The organism is Stutzerimonas azotifigens (assembly GCF_013522725.1).
Taxonomy (GTDB): Bacteria; Pseudomonadota; Gammaproteobacteria; order Pseudomonadales; family Pseudomonadaceae; genus Stutzerimonas; species Stutzerimonas azotifigens_A.
The window spans coordinates 124602-141380 of record NZ_JAAMRF010000003.1; the positions used below are offsets into that span (position 1 = coordinate 124602).

Below are 16779 nucleotides of genomic sequence, written 5' to 3' on the forward strand. Positions count from 1 at the left end.
CCCGGCGGCTGCTTGTCGAGGCTGGATTGGGGCGCTGATAGACTGTGCCGAGGCCTTTCGGAGTCTGCACCCTTGTCTTTCTCTGTCATCATCGACGACCTCGCCGCGCGGGGATGGTCGTTGCAGCAAGCGTTCCTGTCCTCTGATCTGACCGCCGATCTGGCCGTCGAGTGCCGCACACGCGAGGCCGAAGGCGCCTTGCGCCCGGCAGGCATCGGTCGGGGTGATGGGGTTACGGTGCTCGAAGGCATCCGCGGCGACCACATCCAGTGGCTCGAACCAGGCCAATCCGATCCCACCGATGCCTATCTCGATCTGATGGAGCAGCTGCGGCAGACGCTCAACCGCGAGCTTTTCTTGGGCCTCGAGGACTATGAGTGCCATTTCGCGCTCTATCCGCCCGGCGCGTTCTACAAGACGCATCTAGACCGCTTTCGCGACGACGATCGCCGTGCGGTGACCACCGCCCTGTACCTCAACCCGGACTGGCAGCCCGAGCATGGTGGCGAGCTGCGTATGCATTTCAGCGATGCGCCGGCGCTGGATGTGGCGCCGACGGGTGGCACGTTGGTGGTATTCCTCTCCGGCGAAGTGCCCCATGAAGTGCTGCCGACCCGCTGCGAGCGCCTGTCGCTGACCGGCTGGTTTCGCCGCCGCGCCCCCGAGCCGCTCTGACCGGCGCTTTTTCACAGGCAAAAAAAGCCCGGCACTTGGCCGGGCTGAAAGAATTACTTGTGCTACATACCCAGCATGTTGGGCAGGCTCATCGAGATCGCCGGCACGTAGGTGATGATGATCAGGAAGCTCAGCATCATTGCCAGCCATGGCAGCACGGCGCGGATCACCTGGGTCACCGGCATGCCCGTCACCGCCGAGGCGACGAACAGGTTCAACCCCACCGGCGGTGTGATCAGACCGATTTCCATGTTCACCACCATGATGATGCCCAGGTGGATCGGATCGATCCCCAGCTGCATGGCGATCGGGAACAGGATCGGCGCGAGGATCAGGATGATCGCCGACGGCTCCATGAAGGCACCGGCTATCAGCAGCACGATGTTCACCACCAGCAGGAACATCCAGGGCTGCAGACCGGCCTCGATTACCCAGGCGGTGATCGCCTGCGGAATCTGCTCGGTAGTCAGCACGTGGGCGAACAGCATGGCGTTGGCGATGATGAACATCAGCATGATGCTCAGTTTGCCGGATTCGAGGAGCACCTTCGGACAGTCGCGGATGCGCAGGTCCTTGTAGACGAACAGCGCGACGAAAGCCGAATACACCGCCGCCACGGCCGCGGCCTCGGTGGGGGTGAACATGCCCGAGTAGATACCGCCGAGGATGACCACCATCAGCAGCAGGCCCCAAACGGCCTTGCGTGCGGCGGTGAGCCATTCACGGAAGGTCGCGCGCGGCAGTGCGGGGAGGTTTTTCTTCACCGCGATGATGTAGATCGCAATCATCAGCGCAAGGCCAAGCATGATGCCCGGCACGACGCCGGCCATGAACAGCTTGCCGACCGAGGTCTCGGTGGCGGCGGCGTAGACCACCATCACCACCGACGGCGGGATCAGGATGCCCAGCGTACCGGCGTTACAGACGATGCCGGCGCCGAAAGCCTGCGGATAGCCGGAGCGCACCATGCCGGCGATGGCGATCGAGCCCACTGCAGCCACAGTTGCAGGCGAGGAGCCTGACAGCGCAGCGAACAGCATGCACGCCAGCACCGCGCCGATGGCCAGGCCGCCACGGATGTGGCCGACGCAGGCGTTGGCGAAGTCGATCAGGCGACGAGCCACGCCACCGGTGGTCATGAAGGCACCGGCGAGCAGGAAGAACGGAATCGCCAGCAGGGTGTAGTGCTCGGAGGTCTCGAACAGCTTGATCGCCAGCGAGCGCACCGAGTCGGGGCTGAAGAAGATGATCGTCATCGAGCCGGCGAGGCCCAGGGAGATGGCCACCGGCACGCCGATGAACATCAGCGCGAACAGCGCGACGAAAAGGAACAGGATGGTCATTTGTGCAGCTCCTCCTGATCGCCACCGAGCTTGGCGGCCTCGGCGGCTTCGTCAGCCAGGCCGAGACCAGTCTGCTGGTTGCGCAGGATGCGTACGAGAATCTCGGCGAAACGGATGAACACCAGGGCAAAGCCGATGGGAACGATCATCCCGATATGCCACTGCTTGACGCCAATGTGGCCGAGGTCTTCAGCACCGATGTTGGCGATGAACAGGGTCTGGATCCACTCGAAGCTGGCAATCGTCAGCAGGGCGGCATAGCCGAGGCAGATCAGACAAGCGATCAGACCGATGACACGCTGCACGGGTCGCGAGGCGAGCTTGACCAGTGCATCGACGCCGATGTGGCCTGCGGTGCGCACGCCATAGGCCAAGCCGAAGAAGATCAGCCAGCCGAACAGCGCCTTGGTCAGCGCGGTGCTCCAGGTCATGGACTGAGCGAGGCCGATGATGAAGTCGCCGATGGCGAAGAGGAATTCGCTGGCGCCCTCGAACTTGTCGCCAAGGTCGTAGAAAAGGGTGTAGAGGTTATTGAGGATGACGTAAACGAAGGTCACCAGCGTCATGGCGGCCAGAAGGAAGGCAATGAACCCTTCCTCGAAGTGGTCCCAGACGCGCCGAAGGGCGTTCATGGATGACATCTCCTGATGGACTAGCTGTTTGCGGAGCGAAAGGCACGAGCCGTGCGCGTGGCACCGACCGTAGCCGGCAGACAGATCAATGAAACTTTTTTGTCATCGACCAGGCCGGGGGCCTGAGCTGGCGCCGCCGCGGATGACTGGTGCGTTACGCTTTTTTCACTGGCTGTCGATGTTGCGTTAGGTATGCGAAGAGGCCCGCGATGCGGACCCCTTTGCCAAGGCTAGTATCAGCCCTTGTTGGCTGCTTCGGCGGCCTGGATCAGGTCGACACCGATTTCGCCCTCGAACTTCTTCCAGACAGGCTTCATGGCTTCGCGCCACATTTCGCGCTGCTCGGGAGTCAGGGTGATGATCTCGGTGGTGCCCGCATCGAGGATGCGCTGCTTGTCGCCCTGGTTCAGCGCATCAGCCTGCTCGTTCACCGCGACGGTGACTTCGTTCAGGATGCTTTCCAGCTCGGTACGCACGTCATCCGGCATGCCCTGCCAGAACTTGGTGTTGGTGATCACCATGTAGTCAAGCAGGCCGTGGTTGGATTCGGTGATGTACTTCTGCACTTCGTGCATCTTCTGCGAGTAGATGTTCGAGTACGGGTTCTCGGCACCGTTGACCACGCCAGTCTGCAGGCCCTGGTAGACCTCGGCGAAGCTCATCTTGCGCGGGTTGGCGCGTACGGCCTTGAACTGCTCGTCCAGTACTGCCGAAGCCTGTACGCGGAACTTCAGACCACGTGCGTCCTTCGGCTCGCGCAGCGGCTTGTTGGCCGACAGCTGCTTCATGCCGTTGTGCCAGTAGCCGAGGCCGGTGATGTTCTTGTCTTCCATCGAGCGCAGCAGCTTCTGGCCGGCTTCGCCCTGCTGGAAGCGGTCAACCGCTTCGATGTCGTTGAACAGGAACGGCAGGTCGAATACCTGGACGCCCTTGGAGTAGTGCTCGAACTTGGCCAGCGACGGGGCGATCAGCTGCACGTCGCCGAGCAGCAGCGCTTCCATTTCCTTGCCATCGCCGAACAGCGAGGAGTTCGGGTAGACCTCGACCTTCACTTTGCCGGGCAGACGCTCTTCAGCCAGGCGCTTGAACATGATCGCGCCCTGGCCTTTGGGCGTGTTGTCCGCTACGACGTGGGAGAACTTGATGATGATCGGGTCGGCCGCATGGGCCAGACCGGCGACGCTAAGGGACAGAGCGCAAGCGAGCGCCTTGGCTGTCAGCTTGAACATTATTGGCATTCCTTTTGTTGTGAAGAACCGCTCCGAGAGCAATCCGGCAGTGAGAGGCAGAACCCTGCGGCGGCGGCTCGATCGCCATACCGTACGCGGAGTGATTACCCGACTCGGTTAGTGCGAGAGCAAGGCACGTGCCAGATGGGCATGATTCGCTTCCGCTGTCGCCTTTTACCACTTTGCCATGACGAAATGGAGCCTTTTCTTTCAGGGTGCCAATCGGTCTAGCCCGCAGGGTTGCGGGACCTGCGAACGGTCGCCGCGGCAGGGCGGTACTGCTGTGTCCAAGCCGCGTCCGGCTACCGGTGCCGACCGGGCATCGCACGGGTACGGCGGTGCGGTGTCACCTAAGGTGGCGGAAACCCGCCAGCTATTCGCCATCGTCCGGCGAGGTTCCGCCAGGATCGGTAAAGCTCAGGCCATGTTTGCGTAGCCGGTCGTGCAGGGTCTTGCGCGGCAGCCCCAGCGCCTCGGCGACGCTGCGCAGCGAACTGTGCGGGCGCGCCAGTTCGGCAGCGATCAGCGCACGCTCGTAGGCCTCGACCTGATCCCCCAGGTTGCTCGCCACGCTCTGTTCCGGAGCGGGCGCGACATCGTCGTGCTCGAGGCCCAGGTCCAGGCCGAGGGCGAAACGCTCGGCGGCGTTCTGCAGTTCGCGCACGTTACCTGGCCAGCGGTGGCGCAGCAGGAGTGCACGTTGCTCGGGCGCGAGGGTACGCAGGGGCAGGCCGTGGCGACCGGCCGCCGCCTCGGCGAAATACTGGAACAGAAACAGCACGTCGCCGTTGCGCTCGCGCAGCGGCGGGATGCGCAGGGGCGCGACATTGAGGCGGTAATAGAGGTCGGCGCGGAAACGCCCCTGGTCGGCGGCGTGGCGCAGGTCTTCCTTGGTGGCGGCGATGACCCGGATATCCAGCGGCATCGACTGATTGCCACCCAGACGTTCGACCACCCGCTCCTGTAGCAGGCGCAGCAGCTTGACCTGAACCTCCAGGCTCATGCTTTCGATCTCGTCGAGAAACAGGGTGCCGCCGTTGGCGAACTCGAACTTGCCGATGCGCCGTTTCTGCGCGCCGGTGAAGGCGCCCGCCTCGTGACCGAACAATTCGCTCTCGACCACCGACTCGGCCAGCGCACCGGCGTTGATCGCCACGAAGGGGCCGGCGCGGCGGTTGGACAGGTCGTGCAGCGCGCGCGCCACCACTTCCTTGCCCGAGCCGGTTTCGCCGAGGATCAGCACGTCGGCCTGGGTGCTGGCCAGGGCGCCAATCTGCTCGCGCAGGCGTTGCACTGCTGACGAATGGCCGAGCAGACGCGTCGAGAGCTCCTGGCGGTCGGACAGGGCCAGGCGCAGGCTGCGGTTGTCCAGCACCAGCTGGCGCAGGGCGAGGGCGCGTCGCACACTTTCGAGCAGCGCCTCGCTGGGAAAGGGTTTCTCCAGAAAGTCGTAGGCCCCGGCGCGCATCGCCTGCACCGCCAGCGGCACGTCGCCGTGGCCGGTGATCAGCAGCACCGGCAGCTCGGCGTCGCGGGCATGCAGCTGTTCGAGCAGGGTCAGGCCGTCGACGCCGGGCATGCGGATGTCGCTGATCACCACCCCCGGCCAGTCGGCAGGCAGCTGCGCCGCGAGGTTGCGTGCATCGCCCAGGCTCACCACACGAAGGCCGGCGAGGTCGAGGGTCTGGCTCAACGCCTTGCGCAGGTGCGCATCGTCGTCGATCAGCACCACCTGCGCCTGGTTGTCGATCTGGCTGCCGATCATTGCAGAAGGTCCTCGGTTGGAAAGGCGACGGCGGCGCTGGCCGAGCGTAGCGTCAGGCGCAGCTCGGCGCCGCCGTCGCGATGGTTGCCCAGCGAAAGCTCCGCGTCCAGCGCGCGGATCAGGGTGTCGCAGATCGCCAGCCCCAGCCCCAATCCCTGGGCGCTGGTCTTGGTAGTGAAGAAGGGTTCGCGGGCGCGCGCCAACGCTTCGTCGCTGAAGCCCGGGCCGTTGTCGCGCAAGGTCAGCATCACCCACTGGTCGCGCTGCTCCGCACTGATCCAGATGCGGCGCGGCAAGCCCTTTTCGTTGAGCGCATCCAGGGCATTGGCCAGCAGGTTGGAGATGATCTGGCGCAGGCGTGTTTCGCCGGCCTCCACCCAGAGCGTGGCGTCCGGCAGATCGCGGATCAGCTCGACGCCCATCGCCTGACGCCGCTTGGCCAGCAGTGACAGCGCATCGTCGATGGCGGGCTGCAGCGCTACCCGCTCGGGCGCATGCCGATCACGGCGGGCGAAGGCGCGCAGGTGGGCGATGATCGAGGCCATCCGCGCGGTCAGTTCGCTGATCAGCCGCAGGTTGTCGCGGGCTTCGTCGTTGCGACCGTGATCGAGCAGCACGCCGGCGTTATCGGCATAGCTGCGGATGGCCGCCAGCGGCTGGTTGAGCTCGTGGCTGATGCTCGCCGACATGGTACCCAGCGCCGACAGCTTGCCCGCCTGCAGGAGTTCGTCCTGCGCGCGCACCAGGTCCTGCTGCGCCTGTTCGCGTTCGAGCACTTCCTGTTTGAGACGGCTGTTGAGCGCTTCGAGGTCCTGGGTTCGCTCCTGCACGCGTAGCTCGAGCTGTCGCCGTGCCTGGGCGTCGTGGGAGAGGCGTTCGAGGAAGTGCCGACGCCGTTGCATCAGCAGCCCGATCCAGAGCAGCAGCGCCAGCAGGGTCGCGCCGCCGATGGCGACCACGGTGCGGACCGGGCGGTCGATCAGACTGACCGGCGCGAGGATGCGTACCGTCCAGACGGTCTCCTTGAGTTCGCGGCTCTGGATCAGCCACTGGTCGGTGTCGAAGGCCAGGTGGCGCGGTTCGAGGGTCGGGTAGGGCTGGTGCCGCGCCAGCTCCTCACGTTCCTCGGCGTCGAGCGCGCGAGTGGCGCGAAAGCGCCAGTCGGGGTTGGAAGTAAGAATCACCACGCCATAGTTGTCGGTGACCAGCAGCTGCTCCGGCGTGTTGCCCCAGAGCCGCTCCGTGTGGTCCAGGTCGACCTTGACCACCATGACCCCGATCACCTCGTTGCCCTCGTGGACGGCCGCGCCGAAGTAGTAGCCACGCTTGCCGGAGGTGGTGCCGAGGCCGAAGAAGCGTCCGAGCCGGCCGGCCTTGGCCTGGCGGAAGTAAGGGCGGAAGGCGAAGTTACGGTTGACGAAGCTGTCTTCGTCGGCCCAGTTGGACGCCGCGAGGGTGTTGCCTTGCGGGTCCATCAGATAAATGACGTCGGCGCCTGTCTCGTTGCGCAGCTGATTGAGCCGGCGGTTGGCGCGATCGAGCGCAGCGGGGTTGGTCGTTTCGAGCAACGCGTCGCGGACCTCGGGCAGCTCGCCGAGGATGCGCGGCAAGACTTCGTAACGGCGCAGCGAACCCAGCAGGTTGGCGACATAGAGGTCGAGGGTTTGCCGGTTCTGTTCGATCAGCTCGCTGCGGTAGTAACGCTCGGCCAGCTGCTCAAGGGGCCAGAGCATCGGCACCAGTATCAGGGCCAGCAGGGCCAGGCTGCGCCAGCGGGGGCGTCGGGGTATCAGGGGAAAGGTCATGCATGCTGCGCCTGTAGGACTGGCGCATTATGCACGTTCGCCGGGACGGGCGGGACCGCCCGGTCGTCTTGCGCGGCGCGTCGGTCAGGCGTCCTGCCTGGCCGTCTCGGGTCTGGCCTCCAGGTTCCGCGGGGTAGCGAGGCATTGGTGCATGGCCGCTTCCCAGTCGGGCAGCTGGAGGTTCCAGGTCTGTTGCAGCAGGCTGCAGTCCAGACGGGAATTTAGGGGACGCTGGGCCGCGGTGGGGTAGTCCTTCGAGGCGATGGGGCTCACCTCGGCGCAGGCTTTGCCCTGCGCGCGCAGGTGTTCGCCGATGGCGCAGGCGAAGCCGTACCAGGAGGTCTCGCCCGTGGAGGTCAGATGGTACAGGCCCCAAGGGCCGCCTTTACCGTCGCGCCAGGCGAGCACCATCTGCCGGGTGACTTGCGCGAGCGTACCGGCCCAGGTTGGCGAGCCGATCTCGTCGGCGACCACCGAGAGGCGGTCGCGTTCCTGCAGCAGGCGCTGCATGGTCAACAGGAAGTTCTTGCCGTGCAGCGAGTAGACCCAGCTGGTGCGAAGCACCAGATACTGGCCGTCGACCGACTGGATCGCCCGTTCTCCGGCCAGCTTGCTGGCGCCATAGACACTCAATGGGTCGGGAGTGTCCTGCTCGGTATAGGGCGCAGGTTTGCGGCCGTTGAAAACGTAGTCGGTGGAGTAGTGGATCAAGGGTACGCCAAGGGTGGCCGCCTCCTCGGCGAGTACGCCGGGGCCGGTGGCATTGATGGCGAAGGCCTGCTCGCGGTTGTCTTCGGCGGCATCCACCGCGGTGTAGGCCGCGGTGTTGATGATCAGCTCCGGCCGCAGCCGACGGATCTGCTGGCGAACCTGTTCGGGGTCCGCCAGATCCAGTTCGGTGTGGCCGAGCGCAGTCACCTGCCCGTCACCGGCAAGTTCCAACTGCAGTTCGCGTGACAGCTGGCCCTGTTTACCGATGATCAGGATGTTCATGCAAAGCACTCCGCCTCGCTGAGGGGCAAGCCGGCGACGTCTTTCGGGGACAGTTGCGGTGCCTGGTCGATGGGCCACTCGATGCCGAGCGCCGGGTCGTTCCAGAGCAGGCTGCGCTCGTACGCCGGTGCGTAGTAGTCGGTGGTCTTGTAGAGAAATTCGGCCGTTTCGCTGAGCACCACGAAGCCGTGGGCGAAGCCCTCGGGAATCCAGAGCTGGCGGTGGCTCTCGGCGTTCAGGTGGATGCCGAACCACTTGCCGAAGGTCGGCGAGCTGCGGCGCAGGTCGACGGCGACGTCGAAGACTTCGCCAGCGACCACGCGCACCAGTTTCCCCTGGGGCTGCTGGATCTGATAATGCAGGCCGCGCAGTACACCGCGCTGGGACTTGGAGTGGTTGTCCTGAACGAACTCGCGCTTGACGCCGGTGGCGTCTTCGAAGCGCGCGGCGTTGAAGCTTTCATAGAAAAACCCCCGCGCGTCACCGAACACCTTGGGTTCGATGACCAGCACACCGGGCAGGCTGGTCTCGATCACGTTCATGCGTATTCCCCGGCGAGCTTGAACAGGTACTGGCCGTAACCGGTCTTGCCGAACAGGTCGGCGCGCGCGAGCAGCTGCTGATGATCGATCCAGCCGTTCTGGTAGGCGATTTCCTCGAGGCAGGCCACTTTCAGGCCTTGGCGGTGCTCGATGGTCTGCACGTACTGCGAGGCTTCGAGCAGGCTGTCGTGGGTGCCGGTATCGAGCCAGGCGAAGCCGCGGCCGAAGCGCTCGACGCGCAGGTCGCCGCGCTGCAGGTAGGCCATGTTGACGTCGGTGATCTCCAGCTCGCCGCGCGGCGAGGGCTTGATCGACTTGGCGATCTGAACCACGTCATTGTCGTAGAAGTACAGGCCGGTGACGGCGAAGCTGGACTTAGGCTTCTTCGGCTTCTCCTCGATGGACAGGGCCTTGCCCGACTCGTCGAAGTCGATCACGCCAAAGCGCTCCGGATCCTTGACCCAGTAGCCGAACACCGTCGCGCCATCGGGCTGGCTCGCGGCGCGCTTGAGCTTCTCGGTGAAGTGCTGGCCATGGAAGATGTTGTCGCCCAGGATCAGGCACACAGAATCGTCGCCGATGAAGTCTTCGCCGATCAGGAAGGCCTGGGCCAGGCCGTCCGGAGAGGGCTGTTCGGCGTAGCTGAAGTTCACGCCGAACTGGCTGCCATCGCCCAGCAGGTTGCGGTACTGCGGCAGGTCGGTCGGGGTGGAAATGACCAGAATGTCGCGAATCCCGGCCAGCATCAGCACCGAGATCGGGTAGTAGGCCATCGGCTTGTCGTAGATCGGCAGCAGCTGCTTGGATACGCCCAGGGTGATGGGGTGCAGGCGGGTGCCGGAGCCCCCGGCGAGGATGATTCCTTTCATGCGCTTTGCTCCAGCGCGCCGAGGCGCTCACGTTGATAGCTACCGTCCTGTACGCGACGGCACCATTCGAGGTTGTCCAGGTACCACTGCACGGTCTTGCGCAGGCCGGTCTGGAAGGTTTCCTGCGGCACCCAGCCGAGCTCGCGCTCGATCTTGCTGGCGTCGATCGCGTAGCGCAGGTCGTGGCCCGGGCGATCCTTGACGAAGGTGATCAGGTCTTCGAAACGTTCGACACCGGCCGGCTTCTGAGGTGCCAGCTCTTCGAGGAGGGCGCAGATGCCGCGCACCACGTCGATGTTCTTCTGCTCGTTGTGGCCGCCGATGTTGTAGGTCTCGCCGATCACGCCTTCGCTCACCACTTTGAACAGGGCGCGGGCGTGGTCCTCGACGAACAGCCAGTCGCGTACCTGCGAGCCATCGCCATAGACCGGCAGCTTCTTGCCGTCCAGTGCGTTGAGGATCACCAGCGGGATCAGCTTTTCCGGGAAGTGGAAGGGACCGTAGTTGTTCGAGCAGTTGGTCACCAGCACCGGCAACCCGTAGGTGCGGTGCCAGGCGCGGACCAGGTGGTCGGACGAAGCCTTGCTCGCCGAGTACGGGGAGCTGGGCGCGTAGGGCGTGGTCTCGGTGAACAGGTCGTCGACGCCGTGCAGGTCGCCGTACACCTCGTCGGTGGAGATGTGATGGAAGCGGAACGCGTCGCGGCGCTCGGCTGGCAGGCTCTGCCAGTAGGCGCGGGTCGCTTCGAGCAGCTGATAGGTGCCGACGATGTTGGTGTGGATGAATTCGGCAGGCCCGTCGATGGAGCGGTCGACGTGGGATTCGGCGGCCAGGTGCATGATGGCGTCGGGCTGGAACTCCAGCAGCGCCTCGCTTACCCGATCACGATCGGCGATGTCGGCCTGGACGAACCGGTAGCGGGGATTGTCCTGAACTTCGCTGAGCGATTCCAGGTTGCCGGCGTAGGTCAGCTTGTCCAAGTTGAGAACGCTGTGCTCGGTGTCGAGGATCAGGTGACGGATAAGTGCGGAGCCGATGAATCCGGCTCCGCCGGTAACGAGAATGCGCATGATGATAGGGCTTCCTTGGCGCGCTGTAGAGCAGCAGGCTCTTAGCATATCGGCTGCATAGACACAGCCGAAATTCAAAAATTCCCAAGCCGCCGCAAGGAGCTCGATGACATTTCGAGGTACCTTGCGCTCGGCTGGGCGGGCCGAAGACGAGCGGGTCGGCGGCGGGGCTTAGTCGGACGTGCCTTCGAGCCTGGCGAGCCGCTCTTCGAGCGCCTGCACGCGGGCTTCCAGCGCTTCGAGGCGAGAGGGGGCGACCGGCGCGTCCGCTTCGTCCGCGCAGCTGCTGGCCGGCACTTCGTTGCCGGCCAGCAGCTGCATGTAGCGCTCCTCTCGCTGGCCGGCCTGGCGTGACAGGCGGGTCACCAGCGTGCGGCTGGCCAGGCGTTCGAGCTGATGCTGGACGTCGGCCAGGTCATCGAAGGGTTGCATCCGGCTGCTGCGGGTCAGCAATTCGTTGAGGGTCTGCGGGCCGCGCAACAGCAGTAGGCCGATCAGCGCTACCTGTGGCGCAGTCAGTTGCAGCGCCTTTTCGGCACGGTGCTCCCAGCGGTCGGCACGGCTGCCCATGACCATCCGCACCAGCCCTTGCTCCTCGAGCGTGCGCAGGCCCTGGCCGACCTGGCCGGCAGAGAGGTTCATCACCGGCTCGCGGCTGGTCTTCTGGTTGCAGGCCAACACCAGCGCATTGAGCGTCAGGGGGTAGGTTTCCGGCGAAAGCGCCTGCTTTTCGATCAGGCATCCGAGGATGCGGGCTTCGGTGGCGCTCAGCGGCTGCGGAGAATTCTCGATGTCGCCGGGGTCAGACAGGGTCATGGGTTCTCCTTGTTTGCGAAAGCGCCAAGCCTAGCTGGCCACGAAGCGGTTGCCCATATGCCCAGGCGGGCGATGACGGCGGCGGTACTGCTCATCGGCGCTGGCTGTTAGGATCAAGTAGGTCGCGCGACGTCACCACTTTCACCAAGGGATATTGATGCACGCTGATACCAGGCTACCCGGCACGCTGCGCCTGCAGGACGAGACGTCCGGCAGCCATCTGCAGCTGTCCGGCGACTGGACCCTTGCGCATTACGCGACTCTGCGGCGCGAGGTTCAGCGGGCTCAGCCGCGGGTCAGCCAGGCCAGCACCGTGGATCTGGCTGGAGTCGGCGCACTGGATACCGCCGGTGCCGGGCTGCTGGCCGAACTGATAGGCGCCGAGCGACTGGCGCGCGTCGATCAATGGGCACCGCAGCTGCCGGACGAGCGGCTGGCCCTGCTGCGCAGCGTCGCCGATGCCCTGAACGCGCCCAGTGGCGAGCCGGACGATACACGCAGCGGCTCGGCGGTCGGTGACGTGCTGGCCCACATCGGCCGCACCGTTGCCCATGTCTGGCAGCAGCAGCGCGCCTTGCTCGGCTTCATCGGCCTGACCTTGCAGGCGCTTGCGCTGACCGTCCTGCGTCCGCGCCGCTGGCGGCTCACCGCACTGGCATCGCATATCGAGCAGACCGGCCTGGACGCGGTGCCGATCGTCGCGCTGCTGACCTTCATGGTCGGCGCGGTGGTGGCCTTTCTCGGCGCCACGGTGCTCGCCGAATTCGGCGCCAGCATCTACACGGTGAGCCTGGTGGCCTTCGCCTTCCTGCGCGAATTCGGCGTGCTGCTGGCGGCGATCCTGCTCGCCGGGCGCAGCGCCAGTGCCTTCGCCGCGCAGATCGGCTCGATGAAGGCCAACGAGGAAGTCGACGCGATTCGCACCCTCGGTCTCGATCCGGTCGAGCTCCTGGTGCTGCCGCGGGTACTGGCGATGATGGTCGCGCTGCCGATCCTTACCTTCGTCGGCATGCTCTGCGGGATCGTCGGCGGCGCGGTGGTGTGCGTGCTGGCGCTGGACATTTCGGTCGCCCAGTTCGTCGGCATCCTGCAGCGCGATATCGGCATCAGCCACTTTCTGGTCGGCCTGGCGAAGGCGCCGGTGTTCGCCTTCCTGATCGGCGTGATCGGTTGCCTGGAAGGCTTCAAGGTTTCCGGCAGCGCCCAGTCGGTGGGCGAGCACACCACCTCCAGCGTGGTGCAGTCGATCTTCATGGTGATCCTGATCGATGCGGTCGCCGCGATGTTCTTCATGGAGATGGGCTGGTGACGGGCCCGCAGGCGTCGACGGCCGAGACGCTGATCCAGGTGCGCGGCCTGGTCAACCGCTTTGGCCGGCAGACCGTGCACGACGGGCTCGACCTGGATATCCGCCGTGGCGAGATCCTCGGCGTGGTTGGCGGCTCGGGGACCGGCAAGTCGGTGCTGCTGCGCAGCATCGTCGGCTTGCGCCGGCCCACCGAAGGCAGCGTGCGGGTGTTCGGCGAGGAACTGCTGGCGCTGAGCCCGGTGCGCCGTTCCCAGGTGGAGCGGCGCTTCGGCGTGCTGTTCCAGCGCGGCGCACTGTTCACCTCGCTGAACCTGCAGGAGAACGTCGCGTTGCCCCTGATCGAGCATGCAGGGCTCAGCCGCCGCGATGCCGAGCACCTGGCACGGCTGAAGCTGGCCCTGGCCGGGTTGCCCTCCGGGGCGGCCTGCAAGTTTCCCGACGAGCTCTCCGGCGGCATGGTCAAGCGCGCGGCGCTGGCCCGCTCGCTGGCGATGGACCCCGAGGTGCTGTTTCTCGACGAGCCGACCGCAGGGCTCGACCCGATCGGGGCGGCGGCCTTCGATCAGCTGATTCTGACCCTGCGCGACGCGCTGGGCCTGAGCGTGTTCCTGGTCACCCACGACCTCGACACCCTCTACACCATCTGCGACCGGGTCGCGGTACTGTCGCAAAAGCGTGTACTGGTGGCTGATCGGCTGGAGGTGGTCGAGGCCACCGACGATGCCTGGATCCGCGATTACTTCCACGGTCCGCGTGGCCGTGCGGCACACAAGGCTGCCGAACTTCTGGAGGCTCCCTGAATGGAAACCCGCGCCCATCATGTCCTGATCGGCCTGTTCACCGTGATCGCGGTGGGCGGCGCGCTGCTGTTCGCGCTCTGGCTCGGCAAATCGAGCATGGACCGTGAGTTCAGGATCTACGACGTGATCTTCAACCGCGACGTCAGCGGCCTGTCGGTGGGCGGCTCGGTGGAGTACAGCGGCATCAAGGTCGGCGATGTCGAATCGCTGCGCCTGGAGCCGGACGACCCGCGCAAGGTGCGGGCGCGGATCCGGGTCTATGCCGACACGCCGATCAAGCAGGACACCCGGGTGCGCCTGGCGCTGGCCAACATTACCGGCAGCATGGTCATCCAGCTGCACGGCGGCACCCCGGAAAGCCCGCTGCTGACCAGCAAGACCGGCGAGCCGCCGATCATCGTCGCCGACCCGTCCCCGCTGGCCAATCTGCTGGCCAACGGGGAAGACCTGCTGGGCAACATCAACAGCCTGCTGGGCAGCGCCAACCGAATGTTCTCGGAGGAGAACACCCAGCGCATCAGCAGCACGCTGGACCACATCGAGCAGGCCACGCGGGTGCTCTCCGAGCAGCGTGGCGATCTCGCCGAGGCGCTCGCCCAGCTAAACGGCCTGGGCCGCCAGACCAGCGCCGCGCTCGAGGAAATGACCCAGCTGGCGCGTAACGCCAACGGCCTGCTGGATGAAGAAGGGCGGGGCCTGCTCGACAGTGCCGCGCAGTCGATGGCGGCGCTGGAGCGCTCCACCAGCCGCCTCGACCAGCTCTTCGAGCAGAACCAGGAATCGCTCAACAGCGGCCTGCAGGGCGTCGGCGACCTGGGACCCGCCATCGGCGAGCTGCGCCAGACCCTCGGCGCGCTTCGCCGCGTGACCCGCCGTCTCGAAGACAACCCCACCGGCTTCCTGCTCGGGCGGGAACGCATCCAGGAGTTCGAACCATGATCCTCAGCCGTCTGCCGCGCCTTGCTGCGCTGGCCATGTTCGCCAGCCTGACGTCCTGTGCGCTGGTCTCGTCGCCGGATCCGATCGCCGTCTACCTGTTGCCAGGCACCCTGGCCTCACCGGCGAGTACGGGCCAGCCGGCCGCGGCACCGCTGGACCTGTCCCTGCGGGTCTCCACGCCCCAGGCCAGCCAGATTCTCGGCGGGCCGCGCATCGCGGTGATTCCCGAGGGCAACCGGATCAGCAGCTACAAGGGTGCCCGCTGGAGCGACTCGGCGCCGGTGCTGCTGCGCAACCGCCTGGTCGAAGCCTTCCAGGAGGATGGGCGCATCGCCTCGGTCACCAGCGATGACGTGAAGATCCATGCCGATGTGGAGCTGTTCAGTGACTTGCGCGCCTTCCAGACCGAGTACGTCGAAGGGGCACCGGTGGTGGTGATTCGCCTGGATCTGCGGCTGGTCCATAACGCCAGCCAGCGGATTGTCGCCAGCCAGCGGCTCGAAGTGCGCCAGCCAAGCCGAGGCGAGTCGGTCGACCAGGTCGTGCGGGCCTTTGGCGAGGCCAGCGACCGATTGTCCGCCGAGGTGGTGAACTGGACCCTGGCGCAACGGCCCCGTCTGGAGATGGGCCAAGGACAGCACTGATGTACCGCTGGCCGACCGAGGCAAATGCCTCGATCGGCCAGGCGTGACCTGGGCGGGTTACATCAGAGGAATGCTGTAGCTCAGGATCAGGCGGTTCTGGTCGATCTTGCGGCCGCCGCTGGCGCGGTAGGTGCCGTTGCGCCACTTGAGCCCGAGGTTCTTCAGCGCACCGCTCTGGATGACGTAGGCGAGGTCCGTGTCGCGTTCCCATTCCTTGCTGTCGCCGCCCGGGCCGAAGTCGTCGCCGCTGATGTAGCGCGCCATCAGCGACAGCCCCGGGATTCCCATCGCAGCGAAGTTGTAATCGTAGCGGGCCTGCCAGGAGCGCTCGTCGGCGTTGGCGAAGGTCGGTGCGATCATCACGTAGTTGACCAGAAAGGCATCGCTGCCGTTGATGAAGGGGTAGGCCGTGTCGCCGCTCATCTTCTGGTAGGCCAGGCCGAACGAATGGCCGCTCAGGCTGTAGGTGAACATCGCGCCGAAGGCCTTGTTGTCCACCGTCGCGTTGCCGTCGCTGGTCGAGCGGGCGTAGCGCAGGTCGCTCTTGAACGACTGGCTGTCGCCCAGGGCGGCCACGTGGGTGAGGTTGACGATGTGCTGCTTGTAGTTGCCGTCAAGCCTGCCGTAGCTATAGGCGGTGGACAGGGCCTTGTTCCAGCGGTAACTGGCGCTGCCGAAGTCGAACTTGTCGGTCTGCCGGCCGCCGGCGACCCCGGACATGATCATGTCCTCGTAGCCGGCCTCGCTGCGCAGGCTGTTCTCGGTCAAACGCCCGGCGTTGAGGGTCAGGCCGTCGATCTCCTCGGAGGTGAGCTGGGCGCCGCGAAAGGTCTGCGGCAGCAGGCGCGTGTCGTTGGGCAGGATGGTCGGCAGCTTTGGGATCAGCGTACCGACGCGCAGGGTGCTCTTGGAGACGCGCACCTTGGCGGTCATGCCGAGGTTGCTGTAGTCGTCCGGCGCGGGGTCGTTGAAGCCGCCCGGCAGCAAGCCGCTGCCGGCGCGTTCGGGGCTCGAGTCGAGCTTGACCCCCAGCAGGCCGAGGGCGTCGACGCCGACCCCCACGGTGCCCTCGGTGAAGCCCGATTCGAACTTGAGCAGAAATCCCTGGGCCCATTCCTCGGCCTTGGACTGCGCCACGCCGTCCTGGCGGTTGTCGCTGTTGACGTAGAAGTTGCGCAGCTCCAGGTTGGCGCGGCTGTCGCCGATGAAGTCGGCGTGGGCGGCAGGCGCGGCGAGGCCGCCGGCGAGGCCGCCGGCGAGGGCGGCGAGGGTGACGGACCGGGCAAGGGGCGTCTTGGGCATCGGGTCGTTCCTTTTGTTGTTGTTGGAAAGGATGGCCAGGTGCGCG

General features: G+C 65.6%; 16 protein-coding genes. 5 read left to right on the forward strand and 11 right to left on the reverse strand.

The genetic code is table 11. The features are described from left to right. The first annotated feature begins 72 nt into the window (after positions 1-72). Positions 73-675, forward strand: a complete 603-nt coding sequence (locus G7026_RS06445) for a 2OG-Fe(II) oxygenase (protein ID WP_181069935.1) — start codon at positions 73-75, stop codon at positions 673-675. A 62-nt stretch (positions 676-737) separates the two neighbouring features. Here G7026_RS06445 and dctM read toward each other — a convergent pair whose 3' ends face one another. From dctM to G7026_RS06495, 10 genes are all read right to left on the reverse strand, one after another. Beyond that, positions 738-2018: a C4-dicarboxylate TRAP transporter large permease protein DctM gene (dctM, locus tag G7026_RS06450; RefSeq protein WP_181069936.1), complete on the reverse strand. Its 1281-nt coding sequence runs from the start codon at positions 2016-2018 to the stop codon at positions 738-740. Continuing rightward, positions 2015-2650, reverse strand: a complete 636-nt coding sequence (locus G7026_RS06455; RefSeq protein ID WP_181069937.1) for a TRAP transporter small permease — start codon at positions 2648-2650, stop codon at positions 2015-2017. Before G7026_RS06455 ends, dctM begins: the two co-directional genes overlap by 4 nt. Positions 2651-2886: 236 nt before the next feature. Beyond that, complete coding sequence (gene dctP, locus G7026_RS06460) at positions 2887-3879, reverse strand: C4-dicarboxylate TRAP substrate-binding protein DctP (RefSeq protein ID WP_181069938.1); 993 nt, start codon at positions 3877-3879, stop codon at positions 2887-2889. Positions 3880-4252: 373 nt separating this feature from the next. Then, positions 4253-5644, reverse strand: coding sequence for a sigma-54-dependent transcriptional regulator (locus tag G7026_RS06465; protein ID WP_181069939.1), 1392 nt, complete (start codon positions 5642-5644; stop codon positions 4253-4255). After that, positions 5641-7449 carry a sensor histidine kinase gene (locus tag G7026_RS06470; RefSeq protein WP_181069940.1) on the reverse strand — a complete coding sequence of 603 codons (1809 nt, stop codon included), beginning with the start codon at positions 7447-7449 and terminating at the stop codon, positions 5641-5643. Before G7026_RS06470 ends, G7026_RS06465 begins: the two co-directional genes overlap by 4 nt. An 84-nt stretch (positions 7450-7533) precedes the next feature. Further along, entirely contained in the window at positions 7534-8442 is a 909-nt protein-coding gene (rfbD, locus tag G7026_RS06475; RefSeq protein ID WP_181069941.1) for a dTDP-4-dehydrorhamnose reductase, read from the reverse strand. Beyond that, positions 8439-8984, reverse strand: coding sequence for a dTDP-4-dehydrorhamnose 3,5-epimerase (gene rfbC, locus G7026_RS06480; RefSeq protein WP_181069942.1), 546 nt, complete (start codon positions 8982-8984; stop codon positions 8439-8441). Before rfbC ends, rfbD begins: the two co-directional genes overlap by 4 nt. After that, positions 8981-9853, reverse strand: a complete 873-nt coding sequence (gene rfbA, locus G7026_RS06485; protein WP_181069943.1) for a glucose-1-phosphate thymidylyltransferase RfbA — start codon at positions 9851-9853, stop codon at positions 8981-8983. Before rfbA ends, rfbC begins: the two co-directional genes overlap by 4 nt. After that, entirely contained in the window at positions 9850-10923 is a 1074-nt protein-coding gene (gene rfbB, locus G7026_RS06490; RefSeq protein WP_181069944.1) for a dTDP-glucose 4,6-dehydratase, read from the reverse strand. Before rfbB ends, rfbA begins: the two co-directional genes overlap by 4 nt. Positions 10924-11094: 171 nt before the next feature. After that, the gene (locus G7026_RS06495) at positions 11095-11739 is read right to left on the reverse strand and encodes a YceH family protein (RefSeq protein WP_181069945.1); all 645 of its coding nucleotides are present in this window, start codon (positions 11737-11739) and stop codon (positions 11095-11097) included. A 157-nt stretch (positions 11740-11896) separates the two neighbouring features. Here G7026_RS06495 and G7026_RS06500 point away from each other — a divergent pair, with 157 nt between their 5' ends. From G7026_RS06500 to G7026_RS06515, 4 genes are read left to right on the forward strand one after another with little or no spacing between them, the layout of a single operon-like run. Then, entirely contained in the window at positions 11897-13048 is a 1152-nt protein-coding gene (locus G7026_RS06500) for an ABC transporter permease (protein WP_181069946.1), read from the forward strand. Then, positions 13045-13848, forward strand: a complete 804-nt coding sequence (locus G7026_RS06505) for an ABC transporter ATP-binding protein (RefSeq protein ID WP_308811763.1) — start codon at positions 13045-13047, stop codon at positions 13846-13848. Before G7026_RS06500 ends, G7026_RS06505 begins: the two co-directional genes overlap by 4 nt. Beyond that, positions 13849-14787, forward strand: coding sequence for an MlaD family protein (locus G7026_RS06510; protein ID WP_181069947.1), 939 nt, complete (start codon positions 13849-13851; stop codon positions 14785-14787). It abuts the gene before it with no gap. Beyond that, a complete protein-coding gene (locus G7026_RS06515) occupies positions 14784-15431 on the forward strand; it encodes an ABC-type transport auxiliary lipoprotein family protein (protein WP_181069948.1) in 648 nt (215 codons plus the stop codon). Before G7026_RS06510 ends, G7026_RS06515 begins: the two co-directional genes overlap by 4 nt. A 57-nt stretch (positions 15432-15488) precedes the next feature. On the opposite strand, the gene G7026_RS06520 is transcribed toward G7026_RS06515, so the two are convergent. Next, positions 15489-16733: an OprD family porin gene (locus G7026_RS06520; RefSeq protein ID WP_181069949.1), complete on the reverse strand. Its 1245-nt coding sequence runs from the start codon at positions 16731-16733 to the stop codon at positions 15489-15491. Positions 16734-16779: the final 46 nt, after the last annotated feature.

What these genes read in the sequence shown, in the direction of transcription:
- dctM (WP_181069936.1), bottom strand. Translation starts at nt 2,018, where the DNA reads ATGACCATCCTGTTCCTTTTCGTCGCGCTGTTCGCGCTGATGTTCATC.
- G7026_RS06455 (WP_181069937.1), bottom strand. Translation starts at nt 2,650, where the DNA reads ATGAACGCCCTTCGGCGCGTCTGGGACCACTTCGAGGAAGGGTTCATT.
- dctP (WP_181069938.1), bottom strand. Translation starts at nt 3,879, where the DNA reads ATGTTCAAGCTGACAGCCAAGGCGCTCGCTTGCGCTCTGTCCCTTAGC.
- G7026_RS06465 (WP_181069939.1), bottom strand. Translation starts at nt 5,644, where the DNA reads ATGATCGGCAGCCAGATCGACAACCAGGCGCAGGTGGTGCTGATCGAC.
- G7026_RS06470 (WP_181069940.1), bottom strand. Translation starts at nt 7,449, where the DNA reads ATGACCTTTCCCCTGATACCCCGACGCCCCCGCTGGCGCAGCCTGGCC.
- rfbD (WP_181069941.1), bottom strand. Translation starts at nt 8,442, where the DNA reads ATGAACATCCTGATCATCGGTAAACAGGGCCAGCTGTCACGCGAACTG.
- rfbC (WP_181069942.1), bottom strand. Translation starts at nt 8,984, where the DNA reads ATGAACGTGATCGAGACCAGCCTGCCCGGTGTGCTGGTCATCGAACCC.
- rfbA (WP_181069943.1), bottom strand. Translation starts at nt 9,853, where the DNA reads ATGAAAGGAATCATCCTCGCCGGGGGCTCCGGCACCCGCCTGCACCCC.
- rfbB (WP_181069944.1), bottom strand. Translation starts at nt 10,923, where the DNA reads ATGCGCATTCTCGTTACCGGCGGAGCCGGATTCATCGGCTCCGCACTT.
- G7026_RS06495 (WP_181069945.1), bottom strand. Translation starts at nt 11,739, where the DNA reads ATGACCCTGTCTGACCCCGGCGACATCGAGAATTCTCCGCAGCCGCTG.
- G7026_RS06500 (WP_181069946.1), top strand. Translation starts at nt 11,897, where the DNA reads ATGCACGCTGATACCAGGCTACCCGGCACGCTGCGCCTGCAGGACGAG.
- G7026_RS06510 (WP_181069947.1), top strand. Translation starts at nt 13,849, where the DNA reads ATGGAAACCCGCGCCCATCATGTCCTGATCGGCCTGTTCACCGTGATC.
- G7026_RS06515 (WP_181069948.1), top strand. Translation starts at nt 14,784, where the DNA reads ATGATCCTCAGCCGTCTGCCGCGCCTTGCTGCGCTGGCCATGTTCGCC.
- G7026_RS06520 (WP_181069949.1), bottom strand. Translation starts at nt 16,733, where the DNA reads ATGCCCAAGACGCCCCTTGCCCGGTCCGTCACCCTCGCCGCCCTCGCC.